At 65.2% G+C, this 19767-nt stretch carries 11 protein-coding genes; 9 read left to right on the forward strand and 2 right to left on the reverse strand.

Annotation, left to right across the window (positions count from 1 at the left end; genetic code table 11):
• Nucleotides 1–184: 184 nt before the first annotated feature.
• From J7396_RS01775 to pbpC, 4 genes are all read left to right on the forward strand, one after another.
• Nucleotides 185–5086 (forward strand): alpha-2-macroglobulin, encoded by a 4902-nt coding sequence (locus J7396_RS01775; RefSeq protein ID WP_209260864.1) that lies wholly within the window; start codon nt 185–187, stop codon nt 5084–5086.
• Between the two features lie 326 nt (nt 5087–5412).
• Nucleotides 5413–8415, forward strand: coding sequence for a TonB-dependent receptor (locus tag J7396_RS01780; protein WP_209260865.1), 3003 nt, complete (start codon nt 5413–5415; stop codon nt 8413–8415).
• Between the two features lie 142 nt (nt 8416–8557).
• Nucleotides 8558–9505 (forward strand): glycerophosphodiester phosphodiesterase family protein, encoded by a 948-nt coding sequence (locus tag J7396_RS01785; RefSeq protein WP_184422143.1) that lies wholly within the window; start codon nt 8558–8560, stop codon nt 9503–9505.
• Between the two features lie 422 nt (nt 9506–9927).
• Nucleotides 9928–12318 (forward strand): penicillin-binding protein 1C, encoded by a 2391-nt coding sequence (gene pbpC, locus J7396_RS01790; RefSeq protein WP_209261000.1) that lies wholly within the window; start codon nt 9928–9930, stop codon nt 12316–12318.
• A 348-nt stretch (nt 12319–12666) separates the two neighbouring features.
• On the opposite strand, the gene J7396_RS01795 is transcribed toward pbpC, so the two are convergent.
• Nucleotides 12667–13227, reverse strand: a complete 561-nt coding sequence (locus J7396_RS01795) for a ferritin-like domain-containing protein (RefSeq protein ID WP_008571580.1) — start codon at nt 13225–13227, stop codon at nt 12667–12669.
• A 41-nt stretch (nt 13228–13268) separates the two neighbouring features.
• Nucleotides 13269–13751, reverse strand: coding sequence for a peroxiredoxin (locus J7396_RS01800; RefSeq protein WP_008571578.1), 483 nt, complete (start codon nt 13749–13751; stop codon nt 13269–13271).
• Nucleotides 13752–13913: 162 nt separating this feature from the next.
• Between J7396_RS01800 and J7396_RS01805 the strand changes: the two genes are divergently transcribed.
• The 5 genes from J7396_RS01805 to J7396_RS01825 all read left to right on the forward strand — a co-directional run bounded on the left by J7396_RS01805 (nt 13914) and on the right by J7396_RS01825 (nt 19258).
• Entirely contained in the window at nt 13914–14390 is a 477-nt protein-coding gene (locus J7396_RS01805) for an Hsp20/alpha crystallin family protein (RefSeq protein WP_008571577.1), read from the forward strand.
• A gap of 412 nt (nt 14391–14802) precedes the next feature.
• Nucleotides 14803–15708 (forward strand): DnaJ C-terminal domain-containing protein, encoded by a 906-nt coding sequence (locus J7396_RS01810; RefSeq protein WP_127165237.1) that lies wholly within the window; start codon nt 14803–14805, stop codon nt 15706–15708.
• Nucleotides 15709–16201: 493 nt separating this feature from the next.
• Entirely contained in the window at nt 16202–16588 is a 387-nt protein-coding gene (pilH, locus tag J7396_RS01815; RefSeq protein WP_008578169.1) for a twitching motility response regulator PilH, read from the forward strand.
• Nucleotides 16589–17267: 679 nt separating this feature from the next.
• Nucleotides 17268–18395, forward strand: a complete 1128-nt coding sequence (hflK, locus tag J7396_RS01820; protein WP_011346658.1) for an FtsH protease activity modulator HflK — start codon at nt 17268–17270, stop codon at nt 18393–18395.
• Entirely contained in the window at nt 18395–19258 is an 864-nt protein-coding gene (locus J7396_RS01825; protein ID WP_008578171.1) for a protease modulator HflC, read from the forward strand. The genes hflK and J7396_RS01825 overlap by 1 nt, the downstream gene beginning before the upstream one ends.
• The last annotated feature ends 509 nt before the right edge of the window (nt 19259–19767 follow it).

Genomic DNA, 19767 nt, shown 5'->3' on the forward strand with positions numbered 1-19767 from the left:
CGCGGGTACCAGACCACTGCGCTCACCGCCAGTCTGCCATCGCATCGCTCGCCAGCAGCGCACGCTTGCCGCCCATCGGCAAGCAGCCACGTCGTCGCATCGGCGCCATCAGCCAGATGCGCAGCGTCGTTATACTTGCGTTCTCACATTGCGAGTAGCACGAATGGACAGCCAGGGATCACGGATGATGCGGTCGGGCACGCGGCGGGTTGTGCTGTGGGCGGTGTTGTTGGCCGTGGCGATCGGCGCGGTGGCGTGCAAGCGCAACGAAAGCGGTCAGCTACCCGCCGCCAGTGGCGAGGCGATCAAGGCCGAAAAGCAGGCGATCACCGGTTTCGCGCTGGCGCGTGCCTATCCCGACCAGACCAGCGACGGCCTGTCGCTGGCACTGGAATTCTCGCGGCCACTGGTCGGCACGCAGGATTTCGATGCGCTGGTGCGCTTCGAAGAAAAGGTCGGCACGGGCGACAGTAGCTGGACGCTGTCCGAGGACGGCAAGACGCTGCGCTACCCGTACGTCGAAGCGGCCAAGGACTACACCGTGCTGGTCGACGCCAACCTGCTGGCCGCCGACGGCAGCCGCCTGGGCAAGCCACTCAAGCAAAAGGTCTACACCGGCGAACTCAAGCCTGTGGCCGGGTTCGCTTCGCAGGGCAGCGTACTGCCGGCGCGCGAGAGCCGTGGCCTGCCGGTGGTGTCGGTGAACGTGCCGGAAGTGGACGTCGAGTTCCTGCGCGTGCGCGAGAAGTCGCTGCCGGCGTTCTTCCAGCAGTTCCAGCGTGGCGGGCGCCGTGGCAGCTGGGATCTGGAGAGCGAATACAGCGGCAATCAGCCGTTGTCCAAGCTGGCCGACCCGGTCTACGTCAATCGCTTCATCCTTGGTGGCAAGCAGAACGAGCGTGTGCTGACCTACCTGCCGACGCAGGACATCAAGGAACTGCAGGAACCGGGTTTGTATTTCGCGGTGATGAAGCGCGCCGGCAGTTTCGAAAACGAATTCGACACCGCGTTCTTTACCGTCAGCGACATCGGCCTGCATACGCGCGCCTACAAGGACAAGTTGTTCGTGCACACCGCCTCGTTGCAGAGCGGCGAGCCGGTCAAGAACGTGGAGCTGCGCATCCTCGATGCCAAGGGCGAGTTGTTCCTGAAAGGGGCGACCGACGGTAACGGCAATGCGCTGCTCAACTACACGCTCGACGCCGGCCATGTGCTGACCGCACGCAGCAAGACCGACATTACGCTGCTGCCGTTCAACCAGCCCGCACTGGATCTGAGCGAGTTCGCCGTGGCCGGGCGCCAGGGCGCGTGGTTCGATGTGTTCGCCTGGGCCGGTCGCGATCTGTATCGCCCCGGCGAGACCATGCGCGTCTCGGCGATCCTGCGCGACAACGACGGCAAACCGACCAAGCCGCAACCGGTGTTCCTGCGCCTGAAGCAGCCGGACGGCAAGACCTTCCGCGAGACCAAACTGCTGCCGGGCGAGCAGGGCTACTTCGAATTCGCCCAGCAGATTCCGGCCGATGCACCGACCGGCCGTTGGCAGGTGGAATTTCGCACAGATCCGGCCAGCAAGGACGCCGTGCAGGGCATGACCGTGCGCGTGGAAGAGTTCCTGCCCGAGCGCATGAAGCTGGACCTGGACAGCACGCAAAAGACCTTGAGCGCCGGCCAGCCGTTCAAGCTGGTGGCCAATGCCGCGTATCTGTACGGCGCACCGGCCGCTGGCAACCGTTTCACCGCCAAGCTGGCAGTCAGTGTGGAGCAGCATCCGCTCGAAGCGTTGCCCGGCTGGTTCTTCGGCGACCCCACGCTGGAGCTGCCGCGCGAAGCCAGGGATGTGATCGACACCGAATTCGGCGGCGACGGCATCCTGCGCGAAGACATCGCATTGCCGGACGAGGCCAAGCCGGTCAGCACGATTGCCGCGGTCGTCTCCGGTAGCGTGTACGAAACCGGCGGGCGCACGGTCACCCGCACCCTCAAGCGCGTGCTGTGGCCGGCCAAGGCGCTGGTCGGCGTGCGCCCGTTGTTCGACGACGCCGACGGCGCCGATGCCAATGGGACGGCGCGCTTCGAAGTGACCCGCGTGGATGCCGACGGCAAACCGCAGCCGGCCAAGGGCCTGAAGGTCACGCTGGTGCGCGAGCTGCGCGATTACCACTGGAACTACACCGACAACCACTGGGATTACGACTTCACCCGTCGCTTCGAAAACAAGGACACGCGCACGCTGGATGTGGGTAGCGTCAATGCCAAGATCGATTTCCCGGTGGAATGGGGCGAGTACCGCCTGGACGTATTCGACCCGGCGAGCGGGCTGACCACGCGTTACCCGTTCCGCGCCGGCTGGAGCTGGAACGATGAAAACCGTGGCCTGGATGCGCGCCCGGACAAGGTCAAGCTGGCGCTGGACAAGACCGGCTACCGCGCCGGCGACACGCTCAAGGTCACGCTGACCCCGCCCCATGCCGGCAAGGGCGTGCTGCTGGTGGAAAGCGACAAGCTGTTGTACGTGCAGGACATCGACGTCAAGCCCGGCAGCAGCTTCGAGATTCCGGTGACCGAGGCGTGGGAGCGCCACGATGTGTATGTCACCGCACTGGTCTTCCGCGGCGGCAGTGCGCCCAGCAAGATCACCCCGGCACGCGCGGTGGGCGTGGCCTATGTGCCGATGGACCGCAAGGCGCGGCGGGTGGCGGTGGGCTTGTCCGCGCCCAAGCAGATGCGGCCCGAGCAGCCGTTGCCGGTGACGGTGAGCGTGCCCGAACTGGCGGGCAAGGCCGCGCACGTGACCATTTCGGCAGTGGACGTGGGCATCCTCAACATCACCCGTTTCCCGGTGCCCGATGCCAACGCACAGTTCTTCGCGCAGCGTCGTCTGGGGACCGATGCGTACGACATCTATGGGCGTGTGATCGAAAGTTTCGAAGGCGCCAGCGGCAAGCTGAAGTTCGGCGGCGACATGGCGCTGGAAGCCTTGCCGCAGGCCAAGCGCCCGACCGCGCGCGTGCAGACGGTTGACCTGTTTTCCGGCTCGGTAAAACTCGACGCAAAGGGCAATGCGCGCGTGCAACTGCCGGTGCCGGATTTCAACGGCACCTTGCGCGTGTCGGCGTTGGTGTACTCGGATACCCGTTACGGCAACCGCGATATGGAAACCATCGTGCGTGCGCCGATCCTGGCCGAAGCCAGCATGCCGCGGGTGATGGCACCGGGCGACCGCAGCACGGTGACGCTGGACGTGCAGAACTTCACCGGCAAGCCGGGCGAATTCAACGTGCGTGTGGAGGGCATTGGCCCGCTCGCCATCGGCGAGGCGTCGCGCAGCGTCAAGCTCGGCGTGGACGCCAAGCAGACGCTGAGCTTCCCGCTGAGCGCCACCGAAGGCTATAGCGTTGCCAAGGTGCGCGTGCGCGTGGATGGCAATGGCTTCAAGGCCGACCGCAGCTACGAGCTGCCGGTGCGCGCCGGCTGGCCACAGGTGTTGCGGGCACAGACCCGCGTGCTCGACCCGCTGGCGCCGATCACCCTGGACAGCGGCTTTGCCGATGGCCTGATGGCCGGCTCGGTGACCGCGCGCATGGTGGTCAGCGCGTTGCCGCCGATTCCGTTCGCCAGCGCATTGCAGGGCGCGTTGGAGTATCCGTACGGCTGCGCCGAGCAGACCACCAGCAAGGGCTATGCGGCGCTGCTGCTCGACGATGCCACCGCCAGAACGCTCGGCACCAAGGGGCTGGAGGCGGCCAAGCGCCGCGAGCGCATGGAAGGCGCGTTCGGGCGTCTGGCGTCGATGCAGATCGCCAGCGGGCATTTTTCGATGTGGGGCGACGATGGCCACGTCAATCCGGGCCTGACCCCATACATTGCCGAATTCCTGCTCGACGCCAAGGAGGCCGGTTTTGCGGTGCCCGACACGGTGCTGCAGAAGGCGCTCAATCGCCTGAGCGAAGATCTGTTGTCCGGTGGCAACGAGTTCTATGGGCAGGACCGTCGCGACAACTTGAAGTTCGCCAATCAGGCCTGGTCCGGCTACGTACTGGCACGCGTCAACCGCGCGCCGCTGGGCACGCTGCGCGCGCTGTACGACAACCAGCGCGACAAGGCGCTGACGGGCCTGTCGCTGGTGCATCTGGGCATCGCCTTGTCGCTGCAGGGCGATACCAAGCGTGGCGATGCGGCGATCAAGGCCGGGTTTGCCAAGGACAGCAGCGAGCGTCCGCCGTACTTCGGCGATTACGGCAGCGCGATCCGCGACGACGCGTTGATGATGGCGTTGCTGCACGAACGCGGTTTGTCCAAGCCCGAGTACGACACCCGCGCGGTGGCCCTGGGCCGCGCGCTGGATGCACGTCGCGCGACCGGTTGGTTGTGGCTGAGCACGCAGGAGCAAGTGGCGCTTGCGCGGTTGGGCAAGGCGTTGATGGCCGGGCAGGGCAAACAGGTGTCCGGCAGCTTGACGGTGGGCGACCAGGTACAGCAGATCGCACCGGCACGCGTGTTCGGGCGCAGTTTCGACAGTGCCGCCCTGGCGCGCGGCGTGCAGTTCGCGCCACAAGGCGAGGCGCCGATGTACGCCAGCCTGGAAGTGGCCGGCATTCCGCGCAGCGCACCGGAACCGGACACGCGCAATCTCAGCGTGGAGCGCAGCTGGTACACCACCGACGGCAAGCCGTGGACCCCGCGTCCACTCAAGGAAGGCGAAGCGTTGATCGTGCGCGTCAGCATCACTGCCAACAGCAGCATGCCCGACGCCTTGCTCACCGACCTGTTGCCGGCCGGTTTGGAAATCGAGAATTTCAATCTCGGCGATGCCAAGCAGTGGGCCGACGTGGTGGTGGACGGCATCGGCATCAGCGAGCGGTCCAGCGCCGCCGACGTCAAGCACGAAGAGTTCCGCGACGACCGCTATGTGGCCGCGCTGGCGCTGTCTTCGGGCAGCAAGGCGCAGGTGTACTACCTGGTGCGTGCCGTCACCCCGGGGACCTACACGGTGCCGCCCTCGCTGGTGGAAGACATGTACCGGCCGGAGCTGCGTGGCGTGGGGCGCAGCACGCCAGCCACGATGACGGTGGTGCAGCCGTAAGGTGACGCGCTCGCCCTTCTCCCGTCGGGAGAAGGGGCCCTGCCAGGGGCGGATGAGGGGACGAGCGAAGCCTGGTGTCGTTGGCATGGCATGAGTGGCTTCGCCCGTACCCTCACCCCAACCCCTCTCCCGCAAGTAGAGGGGCTTTTGCAGGGCGCTTGCGATGTTTCCCGGTAGCCGCTGAGTGCTTGCTTCGCATGCAGCGATATCGCTGCGCCTTGTCTTTTCGGTGCGATGGTAGCGACACGCAAAGGTCATTTTTACGCTCTACGGTGGCGTGCTTTCTCATCAGCGCAGCATGATTGCTGCGCGACCTACGGGATTCCATGCAGCGCTTCGATCCGTACCGTATGCACCTGTCCGTTCTCGCTGTGGCCATCGCAGCATGCTCGCCTGGCGTGCAGGCTCAAAGTGTCGCTACCTCATCCGACTCCGCGCGCCTGGCGTCATCGATGCGCCCAGCCGGTGCTTCATCCAACGAAAGCCAGCGACCTGTCGAGACAGCGTCAGCCGTAGAAAAACTCTCTGGCCTTGCGACCGCAGCCTCGCCGAGCGACGCATCCAACAGCGATGCACCTAGCAGAGATGCAACTGCCGCAGACATCGCCAAAACCGGCGTACAAACCCTCGATGCCATGCAGGTCACCGGCGTGCGCCGCGCCAACGCGGCTGCGGTGGAAAGCAAGCGTGCGGCCACCAATATCACCGATGTGATCAGCGCCACCGACGTGCGTGCCTTGCCCGACAGCACCATCGTTGAGGCATTGCGGCGCGTGCCGGGCTTGTCCGTCTTGCCTGCCACCGACAACGAGCATCCGCGCGATGAAGCGGCCACGCCGGTATTGCGTGGCCTGGGGCCGTCATACAACAACGTCACCATCGACGGGCTCACCATCGCCTCGCCCGGTACACCGAACGGCACGCTCGGTTCGATCACCCGCGGTGTGCGCCTGGATCTGTTGCCGGCCTCGATGGTCAGCGAATTGCAGGTGGTCAAGACCTTCACGCCCGACCTGGACCCCAACGCCACCGGCGGTGCGATCAACCTGAAAACCCGCAGCGCGTTCGAAAACGGCGGCAAGCCGTTCTTCAGCGCCGAGGCGGCGCTAGGCCACGCCAACGATGTGGGCAAGCCGCGCGATCAGGACGATCCGGGCTATCGCGTCAACGCCACCGGCAGCCGCACCTTCGGTAGCGAGCAGCAGTACGGTCTCACCGTGTCTGCCAACTATCAAACGCTGAGCAGCTACACCGAAACCCATATGACCACCGACACGGTGCACTACGGGTTCTACGACAACAGCGGTGTGTTGCAGACCGGCGACAATCTCGGCAATGGCTGGGCGGTGCCGCAGCAGGATAAATACTGGTACGTGCAAGATCAGCGCGACCGTTATGGCCTCACCGGCAAGTTCGAGATGCGGCCCAGTGCGGCGCTCGAAGCCTACGCCATGGCCGGCTACTACTATTTCAAGGACGACATGGAGCGCAACGAGGTCATCATCGACCCGCGCAACCGTGGCCAGATCTTCAATCAAACCGCAACCTCCGGCAGTTATCCCGGTGGCGACATCGAGGTGGGCTATTCGAACCAGATCGTCACCACGCGTACCAAGGTGGCGCAGCTGGGAACGATCTGGCGGCCCACCGATCGCCAACAGCTTTCCGCGCGTGGCGCGTGGTCGGATGCGACCTATGACGAGCCGATTCGCATGATCAAGTACGCCACCGGCATCACGCGTCCGGCACCGGTGCCGGTGGGCCAGACCGGCAGTGGCGTGACCATCAATGCCACGCCCAATTATGCGTTCAATTACGACACTTCGGGCCTGGATCAACGCTTCGGCGTGTCGCCGCAGGCGTATGACGACCTGGACAATTACAGCCTGTCGTACTGGCGCCCGGACTATAAACGCACCGCGTCCGACCGCATCCTCACCGGTCGGCTCGATTACGGCTTCAACCAAGGCGAAAGCGATCAAGGCATCGGTTTTGCGGCAGGCGTGTCGTATACCACCGACAAGCCGTCCTATGAGATCTATCGGGTCGAGTATCAGCCCAATACGACGGCGCCGGCGTTCGGCCTGGCCGACGTGGTGGGCACCGGCAGGGCGCCGATGCGCTATGCCGGTTTGAACCTGCTGAGCATCGACCCGAACAAGGCCAATCGCGTGCTGGCGGCCACGCCGTTGAGCGCGTTCAACAGCACCGACCAGCAGGCCTTCAGCAACCAGGATAATTTCACGCACACCGAAAAAATCTTCGGCAGCTATGGCTTGGTCAGCTATCGCAGCGATCGCTTGAACGCGCAGGCCGGTGTGCATTTCGACAGCACCAAGCTCGACACGGTGGGCCGCCAGCGGCAGCTGGATGCGGCAACCAATCACTACGTGTACGTCGATAACCCGACCAGTGCGGATTACGACTATCTGCTGCCTTCGGCGGTGATGACCTATCACCTGACCGATGCGCTGGATCTGCGTGCCGGTGCAAGCCGCACGTTGGGCCGCCCGCCGTACGACGCCTATGCGGCGCGCACCTCCATCGGCTTTGTCAATACGACAGACGCCGGCAACCCGAATGCGCAGGGCGTCACCGTCACCATCGGCAACCCCGACATCAAGCCGCGCGTGTCCAACAACCTGGACCTGTCGCTGGAATGGCGCCTTCCCGGCGATTTCGATGCGTTCGCGTCCGCTGCCGTCTTCGACAAACATATCCAGGACGAGATCTTCACGCTCTCGCGCACCGATAGCTTCACCTTCGACGGCACCACGTATGCGAATGCGTTGATCAGCACACCGGCCAATGCCGCCAAGGCGCGCATCCGTGGTGTGGAGTTCAACGGCATCGTCAACACGTTAGGGCCGGTCGCGCCGTGGTTGAGCGGCGTCGGTTTCAGCGCAAACCTCGCATTGCTCGATGGCAGCCTGGACGTGCCTTACAGCGTCGGCAGCGGCAGCAGCCTGACCCAGCGCGAGCGCACGCTCGACAATCTGGTCGGTCAGCCCGATTACACCGCCAACGCGACGCTGTTCTACAACACCGGTGGGCTGGAACTGCGTGCGGCCTACAACCGACAAGGCAAGGCGCTGCGCGCGGTCGTCAGCAATATCGCCTGGCAGGACCTGTATTGGTCGCCGCGTTCGCAACTGGATTTCACCGCCACCTATGCGGTGAGCAAGCAGTTGAGCCTGATCGGCCAGGTCAGCAATATCACCCACAGTCGCATCACCAGCGTGACCGGCCCCGGGCAGAATCTGCTCAAGGACAGTTACTCGGTGCCCACCACCTATTGGGTGGGTCTGCGGTTCACGCCCACGTTGTGAGGTCAGCCGGGCAAGAGGTGGCGGAGCCTGCCATCCTGAAATCGATGCCTGCCGTCCACCCGCTTAATTTCAGCCGCGTGTGCGACGCGGCAACGCCGGTCCGCCGCGCTACCGTTTGCAAACATCTGCTTGGAGTTGTTCGATGACATCACGCCCCATTGCCGTCCTCGCCGCCGTGCTGTGCACAGTCGTGACCACTGCAGCAAGTGCCGCACCGACAGGCGTGGCCGCGATCCAGGCGCGCCTGACCAACCCGCAGGGCGGCCTCGTCGTGGTGGCGCACCGCGGATGTCATGCCGCCGCGCCACAGCATGGCTTCACCGAGACCGCGCCGGAAAATTCGCTGGCGGCGTTGGAGCGCTGCATCGCCATCGGCGCCGATGTGATGGAAACCGATGTGCGGCGTGCCGCCGACGGCAGCCTGGTGATGCTGCATGACGCCACCGTGGACCGCACCACCGATGGCACCGGCAAGCTCTCCGAGTTGACCCTGGCCGATCTGCAGAAGCTACGCCTGCGCAGCGACGAAGGCGGTGCACAGGCACCGCTGACCGACCAGCGCGTGGTCACGCTCGAGCAGATGCTGGCCAAGGCCAAGGGGCACATCCTGCTCAACCTGGATGTCAAAGACGCGATCTACGTGCAGGTGATCGAGGCGGTCGCACGCGCCGGCATGCAGCATCAGGTGATCGTCAAGGCCGAAGCCGGTATTTCTACCGCGCCACTGGCTGCGATGCCGCCCTTCAACACCGTGTACTTCTTCCCGATCCTGATCAACGCGCATGGCAATGCCGATCTTGCGGCCATTGCAACGGCACAGACGCGCAATGCGCGTCCGATGGCATTCGAGTTACCCAAGATGACTGCCGCGCAATTGCCGGCCCTGGCAGCGGTGAGCAAGGCGCACAACGTGCGGCTGATGGTCAATTCGTTATGGGAAGGCTTCATTGCCGGCTATGGCGGCGATGCGGACGCCGAGCGCGACCCTGACAAGGTCTGGGGCCGGATGTACCGCGACGGTGTGTCGATCATCCAGACCGATGCACCGGAAGCCTTGTTGCGCTACCGCGCCACGTTGGAAAAGCGCTGAGCGGAAGCGACTAGGCCGCCGTCCCAGGCGGCGGCAACCAGGTCTGGCACGGCGCGCCGTGCACCAGACAACTCGACGGACGAGAGGTCACGTCTAACCGAACTGTATTCGCAGGGCATCGCCACCAGCTGCCGCCAATGCGTGCTGCTGCCGAAGTGCGCCGGCCGCGCCTTCGGCGTGAGCGGCTGATCATCGCAGTCACCTGCATGCGGTGGCCACAGGTAGGATCAGACGGTTGCGCGCAGGGAGGTCCGCATGCCGCTCACGGGCTGTGCCTGGCCTTGCGCCCGTCGCTTGTCCGGCTGGCTGTGCGGCTGATCGCGCTGCCGATACGCCAGGCCCGAGCCGCGTAGGAGTGGCCGAAACGCGTTTTGCCCTGCATGCTTTGCGCAATGGATGAACAGCCGCAGGCACCAACAGGGATGGACCGCACGCAGCCGCGCCCGCAAGCGCCGAACCATCAGGCCCGCAACCGACGCCGCTGGCTGCGGTGGCTGCGCTTGAGTGCGGCGGCCTTGCTGAGCGTCATGCTGCTGCTCGATCTGGCTTTTCCATTGCCGTTGCCCAAGTCCCGCGATACCTCCACCTTGGTGGTTGCGCGCGACGGCACGCCGTTGCGTGCATTCGCCGACCGTCATGGCGTATGGCGCTATCCCGCCACGCCGCAGAGCGTCTCGCCGCTGTATTTGCAGGCGCTGCTGAACTACGAAGACCGCTGGTTCTGGCGTCACCCGGGCGTCAATCCCTGGGGTCTGCTGCGTGCCGGTGGGCAGTGGATCGGGCAGGGCCACATCGTGTCCGGCGGCTCCACGCTGACCATGCAGGTGGCGCGCATCCTGGACCCGCATACGCGCACACCGTGGGGCAAGGCCAAGCAATTGTTGCGCGCGTTGCAGCTGGAAGCGCACCTGAGCAAGCACGAGATTCTGATGCTGTATCTGGAGCGTGCGCCCTATGGCGGCACCATCGAAGGGGTGGAGGCGGCCAGTTGGGCGTATCTGGGCAAGCCGGCCAGGGCCTTGTCGCACGCCGAGGCCGCGTTGCTGGCGGTATTGCCGCAGTCGCCCAGCCGGTTGCGCCCGGACCGTCATCCCGAAGCCGCGCAGCGCGCACGCGACAAGGTGCTCGATCGCATGGTCGAGCTGGGCGTGTGGTCGCGCGCGCAGGTGGACGATGCGCGCATCGAACCGGTGGTCACCCGCTCGCTCAAACCACCGTTGCATGCCGCCTTGCTGGCGCAGCGCCTGCACAGTGCGCAGCCGCGTGCGGCGCGTATCGTCACCACGCTGGATGTGGAATTACAGCGCACGCTGGAAGAGCGCGTGTCCACGTATTTTTCGCAGCTGCCGGAGCGCACTTCCGCGGCATTGTTGGTGGTGGACAACGCCACGATGGAGGCGCGCGCCTATGTGGGCTCGGCCAGTTTCGGCGACCGCAAGCGCCTGGGTCATGTCGACATGGTGCAGGCATGGCGCTCGCCCGGCTCCACGCTCAAGCCCTTCCTGTATGGCATGGCGCTGGACGATGGCCTGATCCATTCCGAAAGCCTGCTGGTGGATGCGCCGCAGAGCTTTGGCGACTACCGGCCCGGCAACTTCGATGCAGCGTTCAACGGCCCGGTGAGCGCGGCCACGGCGTTGCGGCTGTCGTTGAACGTACCGGCGGTGGATCTGCTTGATCGCATCGGCCCGGCGCGCTTTGCTGCGCGACTGTCCAATGCCGGGATTGCGCTGCATTTTCCCTCCGGCAGCACGCCGTCGCTGGCCTTGATACTGGGCGGCACCGGCGCACAGTTGCAGGAGTTGGTGGGCGCGTTCGCCGCGCTCAATCGCGGCGGCATTGCCGGACGCGTGCGCTATACGCCGGATGACGCGCGCATCGATCGGCGCCTGATGTCGCCGGGTGCGGCGTGGATCGTGCGCGAAATCTTGCAAAGCAATCCGCGGCCCGGATACGGCAGCGGTACTTTCGACACCACTGCACGCCCCGGCGTGGCGTGGAAGACCGGCACCAGTTACGGCTACCGCGATGCATGGGCCATTGGCGGAACGCGGCGTTACACCGTCGGCGTCTGGGTAGGACGGCCGGACGGCACCCCGTTGCCGGGCCAATACGGTGCGGTCACCGCATTGCCGTTGATGTTCGAAGTCATCGATGCCTTGCCCCGCAGTGCTGGCGACAGTGCGCCATTGCCGATGCCGTCCTCGGTGCAGGCAATCGACATCTGCTGGCCGCTGGGCGGCGCTGCCGATCAAACGCCACCGCCTCTGTGCGCACGTCGTGCCGATGCATATGCACTCGACGGTGCGGTGCCACCCACCTTTGCCGAGCGCGATGCGCGCCTTTGGCAAAGCGGGCAGGTGCGCTTCGAGGCCGATGCGCGCAGCGGTCAGCGGTTGTCGCAGGAATGCAGCCAACCGCATGCGCGTGTGCCGCGCGCGGTGGCGCGTTGGCCAGCGTTGGTCTCGCCCTGGCTCAGTACATCCGAACGCGCCGCCGCGCAACTGCCGCCCTTGGCTGACGACTGCGTGCCGGACGGGCGCATGACCGGTGGCGGGGTGCTACGCATCGACGGCTTGAGCGACCGCGCCACGCTTGCGCGGGCCAACGACGCCGCGCGCCCGGTGCGGTTGCAGTTACGAGCGCTGGGCAGCGAGGCGCGAATCGATTGGCTGCTGGATGGCCGCTGGATTGCGCAAACCACCGGAAGACAAGGGTTTCAGCGCGATTTCGAAGAAGTGGGGTTGCACACGCTCACCGCAATGGCCAGCGATGGCGCATGGACGCAGGTGCGCTTTCGCGTGTTGCGCTGACCGGGTTGCCAACCAAGTGCGACCGCCCCGTGCGTGGCGGCAGACCGGCTGCGCGCGACAAACGTGTAGGAGCGCACCTGGGCGCGAAGAGGTCTTACCGGGAATGCGTCATCGCGCCCAGGTGCGCTCCTACAGAGGCGTTGACGAAGGCGGCGGCGTGTCGGATCTGGCCGCCTCATGCGATCGTTGCTCATTCAAGGCGCGACCGTTTACGCGCAATCTGGCGGCACAAAAAAAGACAGACAGGGCGCTCGAGGCGCTGCCCTGTCTGTCTCATCATTGAATCGATTTCAATTTCAACTCGCTGCGATCTCCATCGCAACGCATCGCTACATCGCAGAACTCAACTCACTCGCCAATCCAGCCTTCCAGCATGTCGGCAAATTCATCGGCATGCTCTTCTTCCTGGGCCAGGATGCTTTCGAGAATGCGCTTGGTGGTGGTGTCCTTGTCGCCGATGAAGTCGATCATCTCCCGGTAGCTATCGATGGCGATGCGTTCGGCGATGAGATTTTCCTTGACCATGTCGCGCAGGTCGGTGCCTTCCTTGTATTCGGCATGCGAGCGCTTGGTCAGGGTGTCCGGATTGAGATCCGGTTCGCCGCCCAGCTGCACGATGCGCTCGGCCAGCTTGTGCGCGTGCTCTTGCTCCTGTTGCGCATGCTCCAGGAACTCGCCCTTCACTGCGTCGGCAAGCATGCCCTTGGCCATGAAATAGTGGCGGTAGTAGCGCAAGGTGCACACGTATTCGGTGGCAAGCGCGGTATTGAGCAATTCGATCACCTTCTCGCGATCGGCGTGGTAGCTCTCGGTGATGGCGCCGTCTTCGATGCTCTGGCGCGCGCGGGCGCGCAAGGTGGCAGTGTCGGTGATACCGGCGGGAGTTTTGGTGGCTGGCTGATCAGACATGGCTGGCCGTTTTCCTTCTGAGTGATGGGAGAAAGGGGGTCTCAATCCGGCAGATGCTGCAGCACGTAATCGGCTGCAGAGACTTTGAATTCGCCGGGTTCTTCAACAAACAACGCCTTGACCACGGCGTCGTCTGCATACAGCGCGTAGCGGCGTGAGCGCAGGCCCATGCCCGAGCCGCTGGCGTCGATTTCAAGGCCCAGGGCGCGCGCCAGTTCGGCGTTGCCGTCGGGTAACAGGTGCAGGCCGTCGGGAATCAGCTGGCTGCGTCCCCAGGCCTGCATCACGAACGGGTCGTTGACCGCGGTGCACAACACCTCGATACCGCGCTTGCGGAATTGCTCGAAGTGTTCCACGTAGCCCGGCAGGTGCTTGGCCGAACAGGTGGGGGTAAAGGCCCCCGGTACCGCAAACAGCAGCACCTTGCGGCCTGCGAACAGGCTGTGGGTGTCGATAGCCTCGATGCCATCGCGCAGGCGCTTGAGCACGACTTCGGGAATGCGGTCACCAACGTGGATGGTCATGCGGCTAGCTCCTGTGGCTGAACGGATTCTAGAAAGGGGTAGGGGAAAAGCGCGTCAACGCGCTTGAAATCCGTACGGCCACGCCTATCTGACGCACATGGCCGGCGCAACCGCGCACCGCGCAGTTGCCGGCCCCGTCATCAACCTGTTTGGAGGCTTTCAATGAACATCGTTCGTTATCCCCAATTTCCCACCCACGCGCTGCAGAACGAGATCAAGCATGTGTTCGATCGCTTCTTCGAGCAGAACGGTGACACCGACGAATCGGCCGTGGTGACCGCGCAGTGGGTGCCGCGCGTTGACATCAAGGAAGAGCCCAATCACTTCGTGCTGTACGCCGATTTGCCGGGCATCGACCCGAGCCAGATCGAGGTGCAGATGGACAAGGGCATCCTGTCGATCAAGGGCGAGCGCAAGAGCGAATCCAGCACCGAAACCGAGCGCTTTTCGCGCATTGAGCGCCGTCACGGCAGCTTCCATCGCCGCTTCGCGCTGCCCGACAGCGCCGATGCCGATGGCATCACGGCTGCGGGCCATAACGGCGTGCTGGAAATCCGCATTCCCAAGCGCCCGGCCGCCACGCCGCGCCGTATCCAGGTGGGCAACGGTCAGAGCACCAGCGGCAGCACGGTGCAGTAAGCGTAAGGAACGTCGCGGCGGCGCGCTGTGCAGGCGCGCGGTGTTCGCTGGGCCGGCCTGTACTGTGCGTGCAGGCTGGCCAGGCGCCCGGCAGTTTCGCCTGGCACCTCATGCCAGCCGGAACTGGCCGTCGCGCGGCGCTGGACCTGGAGCGAGGCAGCAGCTTCGCTCTCCGGCGACAGTCGCGCCGTAGAATGGGCGCGGTTGCCCGCCCGGCTGCGAATAGATTGGCCAACAGCTCCATGGCGTGACCGCTTGTGGGCGCGGCTGGTATGCGAACCCGGCACGTACGTCCGTACGGTGCAGGGTTGCGTGCCTGCCGCGCCGCACTCGCGCTGTCCGCCGCAGCGCTGGCCGTTCGGACTGGCTCGTGGCCTCGGCTGCGGGCCGTTTTTTTTCCAGAGGTGATTAGATGGAATTCAAGGATTACTACGCAACGCTCGGCGTGGAGCCCAGTGCAGGCGATGCGGAGATCAAGACCGCCTACCGCCGGCTCGCACGCAAATATCACCCCGACGTCAGCAAGGAAGCCGGCGCCGAAGACAAGTTCAAGGCGATCAACGAAGCCTACGAAGCGCTGCGCGACCCGGCCAAGCGCAAGGCCTACGACCAGTTGAAGGCGCAGGGATTCCGGCCGGGCGACGAGTTCCAGGCCCCGCCCAATTACGGTGGCGGGCAGGGCTTCGATTTCGAAGAGGTGTTCGGCAACGGCGGTGCCGGTGGCGGCTTCAGCGATTTCTTCGAAAGCCTGTTCGCCGGCCAGCGCGGTGGCCGTCCGCGCGGCCCGGGCGCCGGGCCCGGTGCAGGTGCAGGTGCCGGCCCGCAGGCGCGCGGCGACACCCGCGCCAAGCTTGCGGTGCCGTTGGAAGCGGTGCATTCGGGCGACAGCGTGCGCATCACCATCAATGGCAAGCAACTGGACGTGCGGGTGCCCAAGGGCGTGCAGCCCGGCCAGGTAATCCGCCTGAGCGGGCAGGGCAACGGCGGCGGCAACCTGTTGCTGGAGATCGAATACGCGGCGCATCCGCATTTCGAAGTGGACGGGCGCAACATCCTGTACACCTTGCAGGTCATGCCCTGGCAGGCAGCGCTGGGCACCACCATCAGCGTGCCCACCTTGGGCGGCTCGGTCGAATTGAAGGTGCCGGCCGACTCCGACGCCGGGCGCAAGCTGCGCCTGCGCGGCCGCGGCCTGCCGGGCACCACCCCGGGCGACCAGATCGTGGAACTGGAAATCCTCGCCCCGGCCCCGACCGACGACGCGCAGAAGAAGGCATACCGCAATCTGGCCAAGGCATTCGGCGAGACCGTGAGCTGAGCCGGTCGGCGCAGGCTGGATCAGCTGTGCGCGCACGAGGGATGAGGAAGGCTAGGGTCGCCCAGCGATGCGGCCGTTGATGTCGCCCGACAGCGTCGAGTCTTGGCCGCACCCTCAGCCGGCCCCGGAGAGGGGAGCCAGCCCTCTCCCTTGGGCGAGGGGGGGCGGGGATTCGGTTGCTCCGCAACGTGATCATCAACTCGATTTGCCCCCGGCGCATCGGGATCCCGCCCCATCCAGCGCCCCGCGCCCCTTTCCCTGCCCCGAAAGGGGAGTAGGGGGGCAGCGAATCGACGCGGTGGCTCGGTAAGCCCTGTATTGAATCCAGCCTGGGCTATTGGACGTAATGGCTCCAGCGACTCGCAAAAACAGCGCCTCGCTCCATCACCTCTGGCCTCGCTCGCAAACCTCGAACCAGCACACAACTCACCTGGCCCAGCTATCGAAAGCGCGGCCGGCGCACTACACTCGCCGCGCACACTAGGGGAAACACATGGCACGTATTTTGATCGTCGACGACTCGCCGTCGCAGCTGCTGGGGATTCAGCGCATCGTCGAGAAGCTGGGCCACGAAACCATCACCGCCACCGATGGGGCCGCCGGCGTGGAAGCGGCCAAGGAATCGCTGCCGGATCTGGTGCTGATGGACGTGGTGATGCCCAACCTCAACGGGTTCCAGGCCACGCGCACGCTCAAGCGCGAGCCCACCACCCAGCATATTCCGGTCATCCTGGTCACCACCAAGGATCAGGACACCGACCGCATGTGGGGCATGCGCCAGGGGGCCCGCGCCTACATCACCAAGCCGTTCTCCGAAGACGAACTGCTGGAAGTGATGGAGCGCGTGTTCAACCAGAAAGACGAGCCGCCGAAAGCGTAAGTGCACCGGCCAGCCGTGATCGCAGTCGGATTTCGGCAACGCAAAGGTGGGATTAGCGGGAGACGGGCCAACCCTCTCCTGCGCACTGGGGAGCCGGTGTGAGTCGGCAGCCCGGCGATGCGCAACTCGACCTCGTCGTGCACCATCGCTTGGCAACTGGACCCCTCAGCCTGCGCCGAGCGCCATCTTCTGCCAACGGGCCAGGGGAGATCAGTTGGGGTGAGGCGGTGCAGCCGTCATTGCCTGGGAACAAGGTGTGCTGGGTGCCAGGGACGCAATCGCCGCTTGGCCCGCACGTGTGCGACGTCCCTCCCATCACCATCCGTGCCCCAAGCCCTGCCAGCAGGCATGCGCCCGGTAAATGGTCTTCAGCCGCCCAAGACCAATCAGGTACCCGGCTGCATCCAATGGACGCGCACGCAGCGCTCGGCAGGCGCACCGGGTGCCCGGCGCCGCCACGTGCATCCTTAGTCTCCAGGTCTTCAGCGCAAAGGCCCCTCCCGGCCAGCCGCTGCGTGTGTCCCCAGTCGGCCCGATCCGCCCCGCCGGCTAAACCAACAATGCATCGCACCGGGCCTTTCAAAACGGTGGGTCTGCCCCATCTAGTAGAATCGGCGAATCAAACAACATGGCGGCACTGCGGGACTGGCCCGCACAGCCCCTCGATCATGGAGCGTGCATGGCCTGGAACACACCCGGCAACAAGGGCGGAGACGGCCCGGATCCCAACCGTCGCAGGTCCTGGGGCCCGCGCGGTGGTGGCAACGGTGGCGGTTGGGGCAATCTGCCCGCTCCGTTGAAGGAGCTGTTCGATGGCGGCGTGGGGCGCTGGATCCTGGTCGCGGTGGTGCTGATGGTGCTGTTCTCCAGCTTCCAGCTCATCGGCGAGCAGCAGCGTGGCGTGGTGCTGCGCTTCGGCCAGTTCTCGCGCATCCTGCAGCCCGGCCCGAACTTCAAGCTGCCCTGGCCGATCGAGTCGGTGCGCAAGGTCAATGCCACCGAGATCAAGACCTTCAGCAACCAGGTGCCGGTGCTGACGCGCGACGAGAACATCGTCAACGTCTCGCTCAACGTGCAGTACCAGATCAGCGACCCGCGCAAATACCTGTTCGGTTCGCGCAACGCCGATCTGGTGCTGGAGCAGGCCGCGCAAAGTGCCGTGCGCGAGCAGGTGGGGCGTTCGGACCTCAATACCGTGCTCAACAATCGCGGCCCGCTGGCGATCGCGTCCAAGGACCGTCTGCAGGCGGCGCTGGATGCCTATAACACCGGCCTGGCCGTCACCGGCGTGACCCTGCCCGACGCCCGTCCGCCGGAAGAAGTGAAGCCGGCCTTCGATGAGGTCAACGGTGCCCAACAGGTGCGCGAGCGCCTGATCAACGAAGCCCAGGCGTATGCCGCCAAGGTGGTGCCGGAAGCGCGCGGCCAGGGTGCGCGCACCCGTACCGGCGCCGAGGGCTACAAGCAGGCCACCATTTCCAAGGCCGAGGGCGACGCCGATCGTTTCACGCTGTTGCAGGCGCAGTACGCCGGCGCGCCGGAAGTCACCCGCAAGCGTCTGTGGCTGGAAACCGTGCAGAAGGTGCTGTCGGAGAACCGCAAGGTCATCGGTAGCGATGGCCGCCAGGTCATCTACGTGCCGCTACCGGCCGACGCCAGCAAGCCGGCCACGACCGGTGGCAATGCCGGCATGCCGTCGATGGTGCCCCAGGACGTGCTGTTGAATCCGCCGCAAAGCGCCAGTAGCGAGGCCATCCGCAACCCGGAGCGCGGCCCGCGCCCGACCGGCCGTGAGGGAACCGAATAATGAAGAATTCGCTAGTCATCGGCCTGATCATCGCCGTCTTGCTGACCCTGATGGGCTCGGTATTCGTCGTGCGCGAAGACCAGACCGCCATGGTGCTCAACCTGGGCCGCGTCGTGCGTGCCGACCTCAAGCCCGGCCTGCACTTCAAGATTCCGGTGGTGGAATCGGTGCGCGTGTTCGACCGCCGCTTCCAGGTGCTGGACACCGCGCCGGCGCGTTACTTCACTGCCGAGCAGAAAGACGTGAGCGTGGACTTCTTCGCCATCGGCTACATCTCCGATGTGCGGGCGTTTTATCGTGCGACCGGTGGCGAGGAATCGGTGGCCAACTCGCGCCTGGCCCCGATCATCACCGATTCGCTGCGCAACCAGATCAACTCGCGCACCCTGCAACAGCTGGTTTCCGGCGACCGCAGCGAACTGATCGCCAACCAGCTCAAGGGCATCAATGGCGCCATCAAGGGCTTAGGCATGCAGATCACCGACCTGCGCATCAAGCAGATCGACCTGCCGACCGACAGCCAGGTGATCACCGACGTCTACGAGCGCATGCGCGCCCAGCGCAAGCAGGAAGCCAGCAAGCTGCGCGCCGAAGGCGAAGAGCAGGCCCTGACCATCCGCGCGCAAGCCGATCGCGAGTCCACCGTGATCGTGGCCGACGCCGAGCGCGACGCGCAGAAGCTGCGTGGTGAAGGCGATGCCGAAGCGGCCCGCATCTACGGCCAGGCCGGTTCCAAGGACCCGTCGTTCTATGCGTTCTACCGCAGCCTGGAGGCTTACCGCAGCTCCATGGCAGACGGCAACGGCGTGGTGGTGCTGGACAAGAACGACCCGTTCCTGCAGTACCTCAAGAGCGACCGTTGATCGCTCTGTCTTGAAACATCGCTCTGCCTTGAAACAAGAACGCCCGCGTCATGCGGGCGTTCTTGTTTGTGCCTGTCACCGTAGGGCAGACAGACGCGCGCGCCCCATCGTAGGAGCGCACCTGGGCGCGACGGGCGTGCCCGGTCAGGCAGTCGCGCCCAGGTGCGCTCCTACGACCCAATTGGGATTGTCGCTACGGTGATCCGGCAGGCTAGGGGCCCTAGGGACCCTGGTGGCCGGCAGCGCTCGGAGCACCACGCAACCGACTGCCAGCCGCAATCTGACCCGCCCCCGATCCGCCGTCCGCCAGGGGTAGTGCAGGCCAGCGGAAACCCGGATAATGCACAAAAGCCGGCCGGGCACGCTCCAACCAGAGCACTCGGTTCGGCTTTTTCCGTGTCAGGGCTATCGCGCCACTGCAACGCTCCCCGATGGAGCCGCGCGCAGGGTGTCGCGGCCAGCCCTGCAGCGGTCCCATCCCGCGGCCCCGATGGCCGCAGCAAAACTTA

The sequence above is a fragment of the Xanthomonas sp. A1809 genome (genome assembly GCF_017746015.1).
GTDB classification, from domain to species: Bacteria; Pseudomonadota; Gammaproteobacteria; order Xanthomonadales; family Xanthomonadaceae; genus Xanthomonas; species Xanthomonas euvesicatoria.